Source organism: Flavobacterium sp., from assembly GCF_036759525.1.
Taxonomy (GTDB): domain Bacteria; phylum Bacteroidota; class Bacteroidia; order Flavobacteriales; family Flavobacteriaceae; genus Flavobacterium.
Genome location: NZ_DAIOUN010000014.1, coordinates 25,599 through 40,632 on the forward strand (window position 1 = coordinate 25,599; position 15,034 = coordinate 40,632).

Consider the following 15,034-nt stretch of genomic DNA (forward strand, 5'->3'; position numbering starts at 1 on the left):
TTATTCACGAAGTTGTAAACAAAAAAGACCGTTTTTAAAAAACAGCCTTTTTATAGAATTAAAAGTGAATTTATTTTTTTCGGGTCATTATGATTTCCATGCTTTTGTATTCTTTTCCGCTGTAATCCACATCAAACATTTCCATTTTTCGGGTGTTTTCATCTACAATTGTGTAGATTTCCCGAACTGCTTTTTCCTTCTTAGTAACCGGATCAACTGTTGTTCCTGAGAAATTAAGGGTTTTAGTAGCTTCGTCATATTTTCCGGACATTATCATAATTCCTGTACTCATATTATCTATCCAAGTGGAAGTATATTCTTGTGAAGCATTGTTATAAGCCAACGTGCTTTTACCTTCAAATGGAATTCCCATAAATTCTCCTTTGTGGATGGTTTCTTGATAACGGTCTCCGAGAATCATTTTTGAAACAGCTGTCATTGTATTTTTCATGGGTTCAGCACCGGGTTCCATCCACAGGGTCATTTCTTCGTGCCAGGTTCCATTTTCTAATGCCAACATTTTATGTGGCTCTCCGGGTGTCATAAAATCATTCCAAGCTTTTGCAATAGTGGCTGAGTCAGGAATTGTTACCGTTGTTTCTTCAACAATTGTTGAGTCTTTTACAGTTGCATTATCACTATTAGTTTCTTCTTTTTTTCCGCAAGAAATAAGTGAAATAATCGCAATAAGTGTTACAAATTTTAATTTCATAAAATACTGATTTATGGGTTAGTACAGTAAAATTATAAAATAATGTTTAATCTTCTTCAAAAAGGGTAGAATTATATGCACCCAGATCAAGTGGGGGATTTCTAGGATTATTTAAAATATCAGGAAATGTAGAAAAGATTGCATTAGCTCTTCCTTTTGCAGCCGAATCATCACCAATAATTAATTGGTTTTGGTTTGCGTTTAAAAATTTAGGATTGTTTACAAGGCTATTGGTTGCAATCAAACAATTGGTGTAAAATGATTCATTAGTAAAATCATACAAGGGATTGTTTGTGTAAATATTGTTTATGTTATTGAATTTAATCAAACAATGATCAAATTTATAATTGAACTGTCCATTACCTCTTTTATCAATAAACATTTGGATTTGATTGGAGCCATAAATTATGCAATTTGTAAATGTAGCTTCTACCATTGGTTGTTCTTCAGGTACTGCATTTACGATGTAATTATTCAAAAGAACTGAAAATTGTCTGGAACTCGGCCAATTGTTGTTGAATGTTGAATGATTGAAATTGTATTTACCTCCATACGAGCAAGCCAATGCAGCTTGACCAGCGGTGTTAATAACAACATTTTCACCTTTTATAACTCCGGTTCGAGCCAGAAGCCCTACATTGGAATGATCATAAATTTGAACATTTCTAAGGGTAACATCTGGGGTGGAATTATTCAACCCGGTATTTCCGGTTACCAGCAATCCTACAATGCCATTTTTGATAATGCAATTTGTAAATTCATTTTCTTTGCTTCCCTGTGTTAGCCAAATAGTACCCCATTGACCCGGTATATTTTTGTAAAAGGGTTCCAATCGGTCGCCTTGAAAAATCACATTATTTTCAAAAGGGTCATTTGGATTTGTTGATGGCATACCATTAACTTTTATGCTGGCATTGTTGGCAACAAGTAATCCGGATTCAGCATGAAAATGAATCCGTGCTCCCGCATTTACAGTTAAAGTTTTATTGGGAGGCACAGCAGCATACCCATAAATCACGTAAGGTTTTGAAGCATTCCAAATCAGTTCGTTTCCGTTGGTTGGATCGTTTTCGTCTAAGTAAAATCCAAAAATTTCTTCTTCTCCAATAGGTAAAGTTTCTGTGGTTCCATCGTCAAAACGCTGGGGGTAAAGAAAATAGGCATCTTGAATTAAGGTAACCAATTCCACTTTTTGTTCCAGATTGCCTTGGCCAAAGAGAATTTGATCGGTATATAAAAAATCGGATGGATTAGCAGCGGCAACATCTGCTGTAACTTCAATAAAAATATACATACTGTCTTTAGCCAGCATTTCTACATTTTCAAAAATACGGTTATTGCCCACCATACCGTCAACCGTCATTCTGTATTTCGACTCAAGTCCTCGAGCTAATCTTATTTGTGGGATTTTAATGTTTTTATTTGAGCGATTGTAAACTTTTAACGTATATGTACTTGAGCCAATGTTAGTGAAAACCGTATCCAGATAAACCGTATCTTTTGAGAACTCTAAACCAACTGTTTGATTTTCAAATTCAAAATCGTTTCTACATGAAGTTAAAAAAATTGAAACAAAACTAATGATCACTAGTAGGAATTGACGCATGGAGTACTTTTTTTGTAAAATTAACTAAATATTTGAAACGACAAAACAAATCAGATAACGATGAACTTTCCATTTTAGTTTACATTCCATGTGTATATTGATAATGTTACGTATTTTTGTAAAAAAATAGGCAATATGAATTTTGATAAAGAAAAAATGCTCAAACTTTGTAATGAGTGGTCTAAAAATACATTAATGGAAACTTTGCAAATTAAATATATTGACGTTGGTGAAGGTTTTTTGACAGCCAAAATGCCGGTTTCTTCTCGAGTTCATCAACCTTTGGGTTTGCTTCACGGTGGGGCTACTGTAGCTTTGGCAGAAAGTGTTGGAAGTGCTGCATCTCTATTGTTTATAAATCATGAAAAGCAGGAAGCACGCGGAATTGAAATCTCTGCCAATCACTTGCGAAGTAAACGTGAAGGGGAAGTTTTTGCAACAGCCAGAATCTTACATCAAGGGAGAAGTTTACATCTATGGGAAATTAAAATAACGGATGAAAACGGTAAGTTAATTTCTTTATGTAAGTTAACCAATATGATTTTACCCAAAAAAAACTAAGTGAATGACGCTATTTGATCAGCTTAGAACATGTTTGGTACAAAAAAAACCTTTTGTAGCTTATGTTCTTCCTAATTCGGATGTTTTGACATTGGGTGAGCAAAAAAGTTCAAAATTGCATCATTTTAAGGGTCAAGATGGATTTGTATTTACTTCTTTCTTAGGTACAGAATCTGTAGTCATTCCGTTTGAAGATGCAGTTTTTAATGAACTACGTTATTCAAAAAAACATCTGCAACCCATAGTTAATCCAAAACAAAAATCAGATTCAGAAGCAGGTGTATTCCAAAGGTTAGTTGAACGAGCAGTTCATGAAATTCATAGTGGCAACCTTGAAAAGGTAGTTGTTTCAAGAGTTATCAAATCAGTATTTAATGAGGATTGTATTACCGCTTTTGAAAATTTGATTCAACGTTATCATACTGCTTTTAGGTACCTATTCTATCATCCTGAAGTTGGAGGCTGGATGGGAGCAACCCCGGAACAATTGGTTCAAATAAAAGGAAAAACTTTTGAAACAGTTGCATTGGCCGGTACTTACAAAGGCAGTTTGTTTAAGGAATGGACCTCAAAAGAAATGCATGAACAAAAAATGGTTACCGATTATATAGTTCAAACCGTAGCAGAATTTTCATCGGAATTAGATGTAAGTTTACCTTACACTTCTGAAGCTGGAGATTTGGTTCATTTGAAAACAAACATTTCGGGTACTTTGACGTCTGAGAAATCTGGTTTTGATTTAGTGCAATCGTTGCACCCAACTCCGGCGGTTTGTGGATTACCTAAAGATAGAGCCGTAGAATTTATTATGAAAAATGAATCCTACGATAGGAGTTTTTATACGGGTTTTTTAGGTATAAAAAATGAGAAAAGGGACGAAATGAATTTTTTTGTTAATTTACGATGTTTAAGTTTTGAAGGTCAAAATGTAAATATTTATGTAGGTTGCGGAATTACCGGAGAAAGTAATCCGGAAGCCGAATTTTACGAAACAGAACACAAATCGCAAACGATGATACAAATCCTTTAAATTGTACAATATGGAGTTAGATATTTTAGCCTTTGGTGCTCATCCCGATGATGTTGAGTTAGGTTGTGCCGGAACTTTAGCTAAAGAAATTTCTTTAGGTAAAAAAGTTGGTATAATAGATTTAACCGAAGGCGAGTTAGGAACTCGTGGTTCTGTGGCTATAAGATATAAGGAATCGAAAAGAGCTTCCGAAATTTTGGGCATATCTATTCGTGAAAATTTAAAAATGCGAGATGGTTTTTTTAGAAATGATGAATCACATCAAATGGAAGTCATTAAAATGATTCGAAAATATCGTCCTAAAATTGTATTATGTAATGCTGTAGAAGACCGTCATATTGATCATGGGAAAGGAGCAAGTTTGGTTTCTGATGCTTGTTTTTTATCCGGATTAAAACGAATTGAAACCGTACTAAATGGAGATATTCAAGAAGCTTGGCGACCTAAAGTAGTTTACCATTACATTCAATGGAAAGATATAAAACCTGATTTTGTAGTAGATATTACCGGATTTATGGATAAAAAAGTAGAAGCAATTAGAGCCTATGAATCCCAATTTTACAATCCCAATTCCAATGAAACGGTTACTCCAATTGCTACACAGAACTTTTTAGACAGTATAAAATACCGTTCGCAAGACTTGGGAAGACTCATAGGAACCGATTTTGCAGAGGGTTTTACTGTAGAAAGATATGTGGCTGTCAATAGCTTACAAGATTTGATGTAAATTATTTTAAAAATCTTTGTAGAATTAAAGCTTTACACTATATTTGCACTCGCAAAAGAAAAGTTGTTGTTTCAATACAAAATGTAATTTTGCAATAAAAAACAAATGGTGATTGTAGCTCAGTTGGTTAGAGCGTCGGATTGTGGTTCCGAAGGTCGGGGGTTCGAGACCCCTCATTCACCCTGATTTTAAAGCTTTGGGAAACCAAAGCTTTTTTTGTAGAACAAATTCTACATAAAATTTTAATTTTCAGCCTTCATTTTACCGTTTTTTTATTATTTTTAATGAAGCTTAAACATTAAATTTTATCAATATGGGAACATTTGTAATTAGTAAAAGAAAAAACGGAGAATTTCAATTTGTACTTAAAGCCGGAAACGGTCAAGTAATTCTAGCTAGTGAAGGTTACTCTACTAAAGCGGCATGTGAAAACGGGATAGAATCGGTTCGTAAAAATGCTCAGGTAGATTCGCGATTTGACCGATTGGAATCTAAAAATGGAAAGCCCTATTTCAATTTAAAGGCCTCAAACGGTCAAATTATTGGCAATAGTGAAATGTATGAGTCGGTAGCCGCTCGTGATAATGGAATTGCTTCTGTTGCTAAAAATGCACCGGATGCTACTGTAAAAGAAGAATTAGAATAATCTATTATTATACATTTGAAAAGAAAAGCTCTGAATTATCAGGGCTTTTTTTAGTTTAAATTTTGATAAAGTGAAAATATTCCAATCAAGAAAATTAGAATAAGAGCAATTTTTTTAAATCGCTCTTGTGGAATTTTTTCCAACAATTTTTGTCCCAACCAACTGCCAATAAATCCAATGATAAATAAATAGGGGATATATATCAAAATGTCTTTTGTAATGAAGCCGTTGTCATAGTAAACAAAAGTTCTAGAAAGATCAATCATCATATCAATAGAGGCAGAAGTAGCTACAAAAACACTCTTTTCCAAATTAAATGCCGCCATGGTTAATCCTCTAATCGCTCCTCCGGTTCCAATTAATCCCGCTGAAAATCCTGAAATAGCTCCACCCAATAGCGTTTCTTTTAATCGGGGTTGGATAACTAATTTATCTTGAATCAAAAACAGCAGACTTAATCCAATTAAAAAAAGACCCAATGCAATTTCTAGAATCTGACTTTGAATATATCGGCTTAAAAATCCGCCAAATATGACAAAAATTACAGAAGGTATTCCAATTTGCAATATTAGTTTTTTATTTAATCCTTTTCGAAATAAGTAGATTTTAGATAGATTACTCGATAAATGAAATACAGCAGTTATGCCCAAAACCGTATGAAAATCAAAAAAGAGTGCGGCAAAAGGCACAAAAAATACTGATGAACCAAATCCACCAATTGTACCGATAATTTCAGCCAATAAAGTGAGCAGTAAAAAAAGTATTAGTGCACTACTATCCATTTTAAAGGAATCTTCTATAAAGGTACAAAAAAAACGCAATTTTTGGAATTGCGTTTTTTGTGATAAAGATTTTATTTTCCGTCTTTGTCTACCTTAGGTCGTTCTGCCGCATTGGCTAATTCCCAAGCTACAACAAATGCCAATTGAGCACGTTTAGCTAACAATGGATAATCAATTTTATCGGGCGTGTCGGTAGGTTTGTGATAATCGTCATGGACGCCATTAAAATAAAAAATGGCAGGAATCCCTTTTTTTGCAAAATTATAATGGTCTGATCGATAATAAAAACGATTGGGATCATTCAAATCATTGTATTTATAATCCAATTCCATCCCAATAAATTTGGTGTTGGCTTCTTCAGAAATTCGATGTAGGTCTGAACTTAATCGGTCTGACCCTATGACGTAAACATAATTGTCGTTTTCTTCTTTTCCATAACCTCTTCTACCAATCATATCAATATTAATGTTGGTAATGGTATTCGCAATAGGGAATAAAGGGTTTTCGGCATAAAAACGTGAACCGTGTAAACCATGTTCTTCTCCGGTTACATGTAAAAATAAGATAGAACGTCTAGGACCATGGCCTGCTTTTTTGGCCTTTTGGAAAGCTGCGGCTATTTCCAATAGAGCTACCGTTCCGGATCCGTCATCATCGGCACCGTTATATACTTCACCATTTTTCATTCCTACATGATCGTAATGAGCAGAAATTACAAGAATTTCGTCTTTTTTATCAGTACCTTCAATAAAAGCCCAAATATTTTCTGAATCACCCAATTTGGGACTAAACTGCTTTTTAAAAAATTCAGAAGGAATGGGTTGGTAAAAGGAATTCGCACCTATTGGAAAAGAAATTCCCATAGCTTTGTATTGTTCTATAATATATTCTCCGGCTTTTTTTTGTCCCGGTTCTCCTGTATTTCTACCTTCCATTTCATCAGAAGCTACAATATACAGGTGTTTGCTTAAATTTTCGGCTTTAATTTCGGAGAGGTATTTTTCGGCTGTAACCTCTTTCGAAGCGTTTTTATTAGTTGAACATCCAACAACTAATAATGCTATAAGCGAAGCACTTAGTATGTATTTTTTCATTATAAGAATTAGTTTAAGTGAGCAAAAATAACAAAGTTAACCTACAAAACCTCCTGCAAGAAAGCTAAAAAATGCACAAATGAACGTCGGTCTGCTTTTTCATTATAGGCAGCACCTTTGGAATTATCGTTTCCGGCTTTTTTATTGGTAAACGAATGAACAGCTCCGGAATAATAAACCATTTGCCAATCGGCTTTGGATTCTTTCATTTCTTGTTGAAAAGCCAACACTTCTTTTTCAGGTACAAAGGGATCATCGGCACCATGTAGCACTAAAACTTTAGTTTTTATTTCAGTTGTTATTCTATCTGAAGCTTTGCCTAAACCTCCATGAAAAGAAACGACTCCTTTTACATTCATTCCGGCTCGGGCGACCTCGATAGCACCAGTTCCACCAAAACAATAGCCTATAACAACAATGTTGTCTTTATTTGCACCATTTTTTACTAATTGATCCAAAGCCAATTGAATTCTTCGATGGTAATCTGCTACATTATTTTTGTAAAAACCCGCTTGTTGGCCTGCTTCTTTAGAATTGGTAGGATAATTTCCTTCCCCATAAATATCGGCAATAAAGGCATGATAGCCTAAATTAGCTAAATTTTGAGCCACTTCTTTAGCGTGTTCATCAATTCCCATCCAAGCCGGAAGAATTAAAATTCCGGGTTTATTTACTAATGCTTTAGAGGGCGAAATGATAAAACCATTTAATTTTTGATTGCCATCTTGATAAGAAATTGGTTTTAGTTGAGCGTGCAAGGGAAGTGTAATTAGCACAGTTAATAAAAAGATTTTTTTCATGATTTTTTTTTGTGACAATTTACAAAAAACAAGTCTATCAATTGGTTTCAATTTTCATTTTTGTAACTTTTGTTACATTGTTTGGTTTTCTGAAACTTTAATTTTATAAAATATTCTGGAATTCACATTTTAAAAATTATATTTACATAGTAAACAAGTACAAACAAAACGCATGAAAGAATTATTACAGAGCACTTATGGATTTGTTTTTGAAGATAAATTAATTGATGAAATTGTTTCAGTTTCCTTACTTCGGGATTTTGAAGAAGGTGACATCTTAATTGACTTTGGCGATTATATTAAAAAAATGCCTTTGCTGTTAGAAGGGGCAATCAAGATTTTGAGAGAAGATTTTGATGAAGGTGAATTGCTTTTATATTTTATCGAAAAAGGCGATACATGTGCTATGACAATGGCCTGTTGCATGGGCGAAACAAAAAGTGAAATTCGTGCTGTTGCAGAAACCAAAGGTAAAGTGATTATGATTCCCGTACATAAAATGGAGGAATGGCTCGGAAAATATAAAAGTTGGAGAAATTACGTTTTTAATAGCTACAATAATCGATTAAAAGAAATGTTGAACGCCATTGATAACTTGGCTTTTATGAATATGGATGAGCGATTAATAAGTTATTTACAAGATAAATCGAAAATCATACACTCTAAAGAAATTCATACTACGCATCAAGAAATTGCGTATGATTTGCACACTTCTAGAGTGGTAATTTCTCGATTATTGAAAGCATTAGAAAAAGAAGGTAGAATTAAACTGCATCGAGCTTCTATCGAATTGAAATAAGTTGAGTATCATTAGTTACATTTTTATCTGCTAAACTCCTCTACATTTGACAAAAATAAAACATGGAAATCACAAAACTTTTGGGTTATTTATTAGCGGTTTTAGTAGGTGTTTCGTTAGGACTAATTGGTAGTGGAGGCTCAATATTAACCGTTCCCATTTTGGTTTACATCATGGCGGTTGAGCCGGTTTTGGCTACCGCTTATTCCTTATTTATTGTGGGTTCAACCGCTTTGGTTGGTGGAATTCAAAACGCTTTACTTAAAAAAGTTGATTTTAAAACGGTTCTCATTTTTGGTATCCCGTCCATTGGTGCGGTTTATTTAACTCGGGCTTTTCTTTTACCATTTATACCAGAAATACTTTTTACAATTGGTGATTTTAGTTTTACAAAACCCATCGCTTTGATGCTTTTATTTGCCGTTGTAATGATAATGGCCTCAGTATCCATGATTAAACCATCTAAAGTGAAAAGCGATGAAAATGTTCCGATGCAGTACAATTTATCCCTGATTTTTTTGGAAGGTACGGTGGTTGGAGTTTTAACCGGATTAGTGGGTGCCGGAGGCGGATTTTTGATTATTCCTGCTTTGGTTTTATTGGCCAAAATGCCTATAAAACTGGCAGTTGGCACATCCTTATTTATCATTGCCGCAAAATCATTGATTGGTTTTTTAGGTGATTTGAAAGGAACTCAGGAAATCGATTGGCATTTATTGTTTTATTTTACTTTAGCTTCAATTATAGGTATTTTCATTGGTATTTTTCTTTCCAAAAAAATCAATGGGAACAAACTGAAAACCGGTTTTGGTTGGTTTGTACTTTTAATGGGAATTTATATTATTCTAAAAGAATTAGTTTTATAATTGCAAATGATTTTAAAAGATACCTATCCGGGAATTTTGTTTACATTGTTCATTGCCACTTTAGCATGGATAGTTTGTTTGATTTTTCCGTTTTTAAATAGCATTTTGATAGGCTTACTGTTCGGAATCATCATTGGGAATTTTTTTAAACTTCCGGCTCCATTTTCAACGGGAATTAGTATTTCGGGTTCAAAAGTGTTAGAATTTTCGATTCTTTTTTTAGCCGTTGGTATCAATTATACTTACATGGGGAAAATTGGTTGGGAAAGTTTCTTATTGGTAGGAATTGTTGTTTTTTTGGTACTTATTTTCAGTGTTTTTCTTTCCAAAAAAATGAATTGTCCCAGCACCGTAGGATGGATGGTGGGTTTTGGTACCGCCATTTGTGGTTCAAGTGCCATAGCAGCATTAGCTCCAAGTTTAAAAAACAGCAAAGAGGAAACCGGAATCGCTTTGGCAGTGGTAAATCTTTTTGGAACACTCGGCATGTTGTTTTTACCTATTTTAATTGGACTGTTTTCATTGTCAACCACAGAAATTAGTTTACTTCTTGGTGGAACTTTGCATTCTGTAGGAAATGTTGCGGGAGCTGCATTTGCAGTTTCAGATGCGGTTGGAGAGCAAGCGATAACCATTAAATTGGCTAGAGTAGCCTTGCTTTCACCTGGATTAATATTTTTTAATTTTCTCATCAGAGATAAATCGGCTACTCGTAATTGGAAAAGTTATTTTCAATTACCTTGGTATTTATGGGGTTTTATACTCATTACGATTTGGGTTTCTATTTTTCCAGTTTCCGATTCGGTTTTGAAATTTTCATCCGAAACCGGAAAAATTTTATTAACTATTGCCATGACAGCCATTGGATTGAAAGTTAGTTTTTCTTCATTAATCCAATCCGGTAAAAAAGGATTGTTTTACGGATTGGTTATTTTCTTATTTCAAATTCTACTGATTTTAATTGGACTTTTTTTCTTGAACAACTGATAAATATCATTTAATTAAATACTGGTGCTCCTTATTTTTATCAAAATTTTTATAGGATGAAAATAGAGCAAATTTATACCGGTTGTATCGCACATGCAGCTTATTACCTAGAAAATAATGGCGAAGCTGCTATTTTTGATCCATTACGGGAAGTACAGCCTTACATTGATAGAGCAAAAAAAGACCACGCTAAAATCAAATATGTTTTTGAAACGCATTTTCATGCCGATTTTGTTTCCGGTCATTTGGATTTAGCCCAAAAAGAGGGAGCAACAATTGTGTACGGACCCACCGCAAAACCGAATTTCAAAGCTTTAGTAGCCGAAGATAATCAAGAATTTAAAGTGGGAAATTACACGGTAAAGGTTTTACACACTCCCGGTCATACCCTCGAAAGTACAACTTATTTGTTGATTGATGAAAAAGGGATAAAACATGGAATTATATCTGGCGATACTTTATTTATTGGTGATGTAGGTCGTCCGGATTTGGCTCAGCACGTGATTGCCGATTTAACGGAAGACAAATTAGCCCGAATGTTGTTTCATTCCTTGCGAAATAAAATTATGCCTTTACCCGATGATTTGATTGTTTATCCCAATCATGGAGCAGGTTCTGCTTGCGGAAAAATGATGCGTAAAGAAACAACCGATACACTTGGAAATCAAAAGAAAACCAATTATGCATTGCGTCCGGATATGACCGAAGATGAATTTGTAAAAGAATTGCTCACCGGATTAACGACACCTCCCGGTTATTTTCCTAAAAATGTGTTGCTGAATATTCAAGGCTATGAAAGTTTGGATACGATAATGGAAAGAGGAAATAAAGCTCTTTCTTTAGATGAATTTGAAAAGCGAGTAACCTCTTCAGATGTTTTACTTTTAGATACGCGTCGAGCGGAAGATTTTGCTAAGGGATTTATTCCAAACAGTTTAAATATTGGTTTGGAAAGCAATTTTGCCATGTGGGTAGGCGAGTTGATACCAGATATCAAACAAAAAATAGTATTGATAACCTATCCCGGAAAAGAAGAAGAAAGCATCATTCGTCTTGCAAGAGTGGGTTATGATTGTGCCATTGGCTACCTTGAAGGTGGATTTGAAACATGGAAAAATGCCGGAATGCTAATCGATACCGTTAACCGAATTACCGCAAATCATTTAGAAATTGAACTAGAAAAAAAGATTCCGTTAATTGATGTGAGAAAGAAAAGCGAGTTCAATGCCGAACATGTTTTGGACGCTATTAATATTCCGTTGAATGAATTAGCTAATCGATTGAATGAAATCCCAAAAGGAAAACCATTTATTCTAAATTGTGTCGGAGGATATAGAAGTATGATTGCGGCTTCTATTTTAAAACAAAATGGCTTTACCAATTTCAAAGATGTTATTGGAGGATTCAATGCTATTAAAAGCGAAGGAATTCCAACAACAGAATTTGTTTGTCCTACAACATTATTGTGATTAGCGTCTTAAAAATTTGTCAAAGCCCAAATGGATTCGTTTGGGCTTTTTTTATTTTTTATATTTGTAACTAATGTTACATCTATTATGAGTATAGAATTGTAATTTTACAACAAATAAAAAGCATATGAAAATTGAACAAATTTATACCGGTTGTTTAGCTCAAGGAGCTTATTTTATTGAAAGTCAAGGTGAAATTGCGATTATAGATCCTCTTCGTGAAGTGCAACCCTATTTGGACAAAGCCGAAAATTCGAACGGTAAAATAAAATTTATTTTTGAAACCCATTTTCATGCCGATTTTGTGAGTGGACATGTTACGTTAGCCCAAAAAACGGGAGCTCCAATTATTTTTGGTCCAAATGCTAATCCGTCATTTAAAGCTCATATTGCAAAAGATGGTGAAGTTTTTCAATTGGGTGAAATAACCATTACCGTTTTGCACACTCCGGGACACACTATGGAAAGTACAACCTATTTGTTAAAAGACAAAAACGGAAAAGATTATGCTATTTTTAGTGGAGATACCCTCTTTCTGGGTGATGTAGGACGTCCTGACTTAGCTCAAAAAGCGGCCAATATGACCCAAGAAGATTTAGCCGGATTGTTGTATGAAAGTTTACGTACTAAAATCATGCCTTTAGCAGATGATGTAATTGTTTATCCGGCACACGGAGCCGGTTCGGCATGTGGAAAAAATCTAAGCAAAGAAACGGTGGGTACAATTGGTGAACAAAAAGAAACCAATTATGCCTTACGAGCCAACATGACCAAAGAAGAATTTATTAAAGAAGTTACTGACGGTTTATTGCCGCCACCGGCTTATTTCCCAATGAATGTAAGATTAAACAAAGAGGGTTATGAAAATGTTGAAAACATCATAAAAGAAGCACAAGCTTTTGATCCTAGTGTTTTTGAAACAGTTGCAAATGATACAGATGCATTGGTTTTAGATGTACGGCATCAGGATGATTTTGCAAAAGGACATATTCCAAAATCTATTTTTATTGGCATTGATGGACAATTTGCTCCATGGGTTGGTGCATTGATTTTAGATTACAAACAGCCTATTTTACTGGTTACGCCTGAGGGTAGAGAAGAAGAAACTATTACACGTTTGGCACGTGTTGGATATGATAATACAATAGGATACTTAAAAGGCGGATTTGATGCTTGGAAAAAAGCCGGAATGGAATATGATACTATAACTTCAGTAGATGCGACTTTTTTAGAAGAAAAAATTAATGAAAAAGCATTGGTATTTGACGTTCGTAAACCGGGAGAATATGCTTCTGAGCATATTGTAGATGTGCCATCTACTCCTTTAGACTTTTTGAATGAACATCTAAGTGAATTTCCAAAAGAAAAAGATTTTTATGTGCATTGTGCCGGAGGTTATCGCAGTATGATTGCTGCCTCTATTTTGAAAGCTAGAGGGTATCACAATGTCATTGATGTAAAAGGAGGTTATGCCGCAATTAAAAATACAGGAATTAAAAGAACGGCCTATGTGTGCCCAAGTACTTTATAATTTAAATAGTAAAAGTTTATGAAAAAATATCTGTTTCTTCTTTTATTTGTTGGAGTTACTTTAGCTTGCAATTCACAATCGAGTTCAAAAGTTAAGGTTGTTTCAAAAGAGGAGTTCAAATTAGCAATTCAAAATCAAAAGGTTCAATTGGTAGATGTTCGAACCGCTGAGGAATACGCTGACGGGGCTATTGTAAACGCACAGAATATTGATGTGTTGGAATCTTCTTTTGAGACAAAAATTCAAAAATTGGATAAAACCCAACCGGTTTATATTTATTGCCGAAGTGGCTCTAGAAGTCAAACTGCCGCCCAAAAGATGATTGATTTGGGTTTCACTCAAGTTATTGATTTAAAAGGAGGATATTTAAATTGGAATTAAATAAAAATGGCATCTTTTCAAGACATTATTTCATCAAATAAACCGGTTTTAGTTGACTTTTTTGCCACTTGGTGTGGTCCGTGTCAAATGTTATCTCCTATACTTAAGGAAGTAAAAGATACTTTGGGTGATACAATTACAATTCTAAAAATTGATGTAGATAAAAATCAATCCTTAGCATCTGATTTTCAAGTGAGAGGAGTTCCAACCCTTATTTTGTACCAAAATGGGCAACAGCTATGGAGACAATCCGGTGTTTTTTCACATGCACAATTGATTCAAATTCTAAAAGATAAAGCACAGATACATGTATAAATTACCGTTTATTGGAGTTTTAGTTTTACTTATTTCATGTTCAGAAGTTAAAAAAGAGGTAAAAACAATACCTCTTGTTATGTATTCTGGGGCTATGAAAAATGTCATGAAGAAAGGTGAACTTCAAGGAACGATAGCACTTGATACGCTTCCGGATAATCCAAATTTATATGGTATTGGTCCGGTTGAATTTTTGCAAGGTGAAATCACTCTTTTTGAAGGCCGTAATTTTGTTTCCTATGTTGAGTCGGAAATGAAACATATTGTATCTGAAACGTTTAGTGTAAAAGCCCCTTTTTTTGTTTATGCCGAAGTGAAAGAATGGGAGGAAATTCCTGTACCAGATTCAGTTGAAGATTTGAAGTCTTTGGAAGACTTTTTAAATAAATTGGAAAAAAAGGATACACTACCCTTTGTATTTAAAATTGAAACCAATATCAAAAGTGCGGTTTTTCATGTTGTTAATTTACCAACTGGTACAAAAGTTTCCAGTCCTGAAGATGCACACAAGGGAAAGATAAGTTACAGTGTTACCAATGAGAATGTAGATTTGATTGGGTTTTATTCAACGCACCATCACACTATATTTACCCATCATGACAGCAACATTCACGTACATCTTTTATCAAAAGACAAAAAACAAATGGGGCATCTGGATGAAGCCTACTTTTATCCCACAACCCTTAAACTTTTTAAATCTAAATCTTAAAAAATTTATTTGTACTCGA

The 15,034-nt window shown here is 34.3% G+C and carries 17 protein-coding genes and 1 tRNA gene; 13 read left to right on the forward strand and 5 right to left on the reverse strand.

Features of this window, described 5'->3' with window-relative positions; genetic code table 11:
• Nucleotides 1-70: 70 nt before the first annotated feature.
• Together V7M80_RS10015 and V7M80_RS10020 are read right to left on the reverse strand one after the other, a co-directional pair.
• Nucleotides 71-712 carry a DUF1579 domain-containing protein gene (locus V7M80_RS10015; RefSeq protein ID WP_333695818.1) on the reverse strand — a complete coding sequence of 214 codons (642 nt, stop codon included), beginning with the start codon at nt 710-712 and terminating at the stop codon, nt 71-73.
• A 46-nt stretch (nt 713-758) separates the two neighbouring features.
• Nucleotides 759-2,318, reverse strand: a complete 1,560-nt coding sequence (locus V7M80_RS10020; protein WP_333695820.1) for a hypothetical protein — start codon at nt 2,316-2,318, stop codon at nt 759-761.
• A gap of 135 nt (nt 2,319-2,453) precedes the next feature.
• On the opposite strand from V7M80_RS10020, the gene V7M80_RS10025 reads away from it, so the two are divergent.
• The 5 genes from V7M80_RS10025 to V7M80_RS10045 all read left to right on the forward strand — a co-directional run bounded on the left by V7M80_RS10025 (nt 2,454) and on the right by V7M80_RS10045 (nt 5,282).
• Entirely contained in the window at nt 2,454-2,879 is a 426-nt protein-coding gene (locus tag V7M80_RS10025; protein WP_333695821.1) for a PaaI family thioesterase, read from the forward strand.
• 4 nt (nt 2,880-2,883) lie between these two features.
• The gene (locus V7M80_RS10030; RefSeq protein ID WP_333695822.1) at nt 2,884-3,909 is read left to right on the forward strand and encodes a chorismate-binding protein; all 1,026 of its coding nucleotides are present in this window, start codon (nt 2,884-2,886) and stop codon (nt 3,907-3,909) included.
• A 10-nt stretch (nt 3,910-3,919) separates the two neighbouring features.
• A complete protein-coding gene (gene bshB1 / locus V7M80_RS10035; protein WP_333695823.1) occupies nt 3,920-4,636 on the forward strand; it encodes a bacillithiol biosynthesis deacetylase BshB1 in 717 nt (238 codons plus the stop codon).
• A 107-nt stretch (nt 4,637-4,743) separates the two neighbouring features.
• A tRNA-His gene (locus V7M80_RS10040) sits at nt 4,744-4,819 on the forward strand.
• A gap of 130 nt (nt 4,820-4,949) precedes the next feature.
• The gene (locus tag V7M80_RS10045) at nt 4,950-5,282 is read left to right on the forward strand and encodes a YegP family protein (protein ID WP_333695824.1); all 333 of its coding nucleotides are present in this window, start codon (nt 4,950-4,952) and stop codon (nt 5,280-5,282) included.
• Nucleotides 5,283-5,332: 50 nt separating this feature from the next.
• On the opposite strand, the gene V7M80_RS10050 is transcribed toward V7M80_RS10045, so the two are convergent.
• From V7M80_RS10050 to V7M80_RS10060, 3 genes are all read right to left on the reverse strand, one after another.
• Nucleotides 5,333-6,064: a sulfite exporter TauE/SafE family protein gene (locus V7M80_RS10050; protein ID WP_333695825.1), complete on the reverse strand. Its 732-nt coding sequence runs from the start codon at nt 6,062-6,064 to the stop codon at nt 5,333-5,335.
• A 71-nt stretch (nt 6,065-6,135) separates the two neighbouring features.
• A complete protein-coding gene (locus tag V7M80_RS10055) occupies nt 6,136-7,158 on the reverse strand; it encodes a M28 family metallopeptidase (RefSeq protein WP_333695826.1) in 1,023 nt (340 codons plus the stop codon).
• Between the two features lie 41 nt (nt 7,159-7,199).
• Entirely contained in the window at nt 7,200-7,958 is a 759-nt protein-coding gene (locus tag V7M80_RS10060; protein ID WP_333695827.1) for a dienelactone hydrolase family protein, read from the reverse strand.
• Between the two features lie 172 nt (nt 7,959-8,130).
• Between V7M80_RS10060 and V7M80_RS10065 the strand changes: the two genes are divergently transcribed.
• From V7M80_RS10065 to V7M80_RS10100, 8 genes are all read left to right on the forward strand, one after another.
• Nucleotides 8,131-8,757, forward strand: a complete 627-nt coding sequence (locus V7M80_RS10065; protein WP_333695829.1) for a Crp/Fnr family transcriptional regulator — start codon at nt 8,131-8,133, stop codon at nt 8,755-8,757.
• Nucleotides 8,758-8,819: 62 nt separating this feature from the next.
• Nucleotides 8,820-9,623: a sulfite exporter TauE/SafE family protein gene (locus tag V7M80_RS10070; protein ID WP_333695831.1), complete on the forward strand. Its 804-nt coding sequence runs from the start codon at nt 8,820-8,822 to the stop codon at nt 9,621-9,623.
• A gap of 6 nt (nt 9,624-9,629) precedes the next feature.
• Nucleotides 9,630-10,610 carry a YeiH family protein gene (locus V7M80_RS10075; protein WP_333695832.1) on the forward strand — a complete coding sequence of 327 codons (981 nt, stop codon included), beginning with the start codon at nt 9,630-9,632 and terminating at the stop codon, nt 10,608-10,610.
• Between the two features lie 56 nt (nt 10,611-10,666).
• A complete protein-coding gene (locus V7M80_RS10080) occupies nt 10,667-12,079 on the forward strand; it encodes an MBL fold metallo-hydrolase (protein ID WP_333695833.1) in 1,413 nt (470 codons plus the stop codon).
• A 127-nt stretch (nt 12,080-12,206) separates the two neighbouring features.
• Complete coding sequence (locus tag V7M80_RS10085; protein ID WP_333695835.1) at nt 12,207-13,610, forward strand: MBL fold metallo-hydrolase; 1,404 nt, start codon at nt 12,207-12,209, stop codon at nt 13,608-13,610.
• 18 nt (nt 13,611-13,628) lie between these two features.
• Entirely contained in the window at nt 13,629-13,991 is a 363-nt protein-coding gene (locus tag V7M80_RS10090; RefSeq protein ID WP_333695836.1) for a rhodanese-like domain-containing protein, read from the forward strand.
• A gap of 6 nt (nt 13,992-13,997) precedes the next feature.
• Nucleotides 13,998-14,306, forward strand: coding sequence for a thioredoxin (trxA, locus tag V7M80_RS10095; RefSeq protein WP_333695837.1), 309 nt, complete (start codon nt 13,998-14,000; stop codon nt 14,304-14,306).
• A complete protein-coding gene (locus tag V7M80_RS10100; RefSeq protein ID WP_333695838.1) occupies nt 14,299-15,015 on the forward strand; it encodes an acetolactate decarboxylase in 717 nt (238 codons plus the stop codon). Before trxA ends, V7M80_RS10100 begins: the two co-directional genes overlap by 8 nt.
• Nucleotides 15,016-15,034: the final 19 nt, after the last annotated feature.

Coding starts and splice junctions, on each gene's coding strand:
- bshB1 (WP_333695823.1), top strand. CDS start 3,920: ATGGAGTTAGATATTTTAGCCTTTGGTGCTCATCCCGATGATGTTGAG.
- trxA (WP_333695837.1), top strand. CDS start 13,998: ATGGCATCTTTTCAAGACATTATTTCATCAAATAAACCGGTTTTAGTT.
- V7M80_RS10015 (WP_333695818.1), bottom strand. CDS start 712: ATGAAATTAAAATTTGTAACACTTATTGCGATTATTTCACTTATTTCT.
- V7M80_RS10075 (WP_333695832.1), top strand. CDS start 9,630: ATGATTTTAAAAGATACCTATCCGGGAATTTTGTTTACATTGTTCATT.
- V7M80_RS10090 (WP_333695836.1), top strand. CDS start 13,629: ATGAAAAAATATCTGTTTCTTCTTTTATTTGTTGGAGTTACTTTAGCT.
- V7M80_RS10100 (WP_333695838.1), top strand. CDS start 14,299: ATGTATAAATTACCGTTTATTGGAGTTTTAGTTTTACTTATTTCATGT.
- V7M80_RS10020 (WP_333695820.1), bottom strand. CDS start 2,318: ATGCGTCAATTCCTACTAGTGATCATTAGTTTTGTTTCAATTTTTTTA.
- V7M80_RS10030 (WP_333695822.1), top strand. CDS start 2,884: ATGACGCTATTTGATCAGCTTAGAACATGTTTGGTACAAAAAAAACCT.
- V7M80_RS10080 (WP_333695833.1), top strand. CDS start 10,667: ATGAAAATAGAGCAAATTTATACCGGTTGTATCGCACATGCAGCTTAT.
- V7M80_RS10050 (WP_333695825.1), bottom strand. CDS start 6,064: ATGGATAGTAGTGCACTAATACTTTTTTTACTGCTCACTTTATTGGCT.
- V7M80_RS10065 (WP_333695829.1), top strand. CDS start 8,131: ATGAAAGAATTATTACAGAGCACTTATGGATTTGTTTTTGAAGATAAA.
- V7M80_RS10055 (WP_333695826.1), bottom strand. CDS start 7,158: ATGAAAAAATACATACTAAGTGCTTCGCTTATAGCATTATTAGTTGTT.
- V7M80_RS10060 (WP_333695827.1), bottom strand. CDS start 7,958: ATGAAAAAAATCTTTTTATTAACTGTGCTAATTACACTTCCCTTGCAC.
- V7M80_RS10025 (WP_333695821.1), top strand. CDS start 2,454: ATGAATTTTGATAAAGAAAAAATGCTCAAACTTTGTAATGAGTGGTCT.
- V7M80_RS10070 (WP_333695831.1), top strand. CDS start 8,820: ATGGAAATCACAAAACTTTTGGGTTATTTATTAGCGGTTTTAGTAGGT.
- V7M80_RS10085 (WP_333695835.1), top strand. CDS start 12,207: ATGAAAATTGAACAAATTTATACCGGTTGTTTAGCTCAAGGAGCTTAT.
- V7M80_RS10045 (WP_333695824.1), top strand. CDS start 4,950: ATGGGAACATTTGTAATTAGTAAAAGAAAAAACGGAGAATTTCAATTT.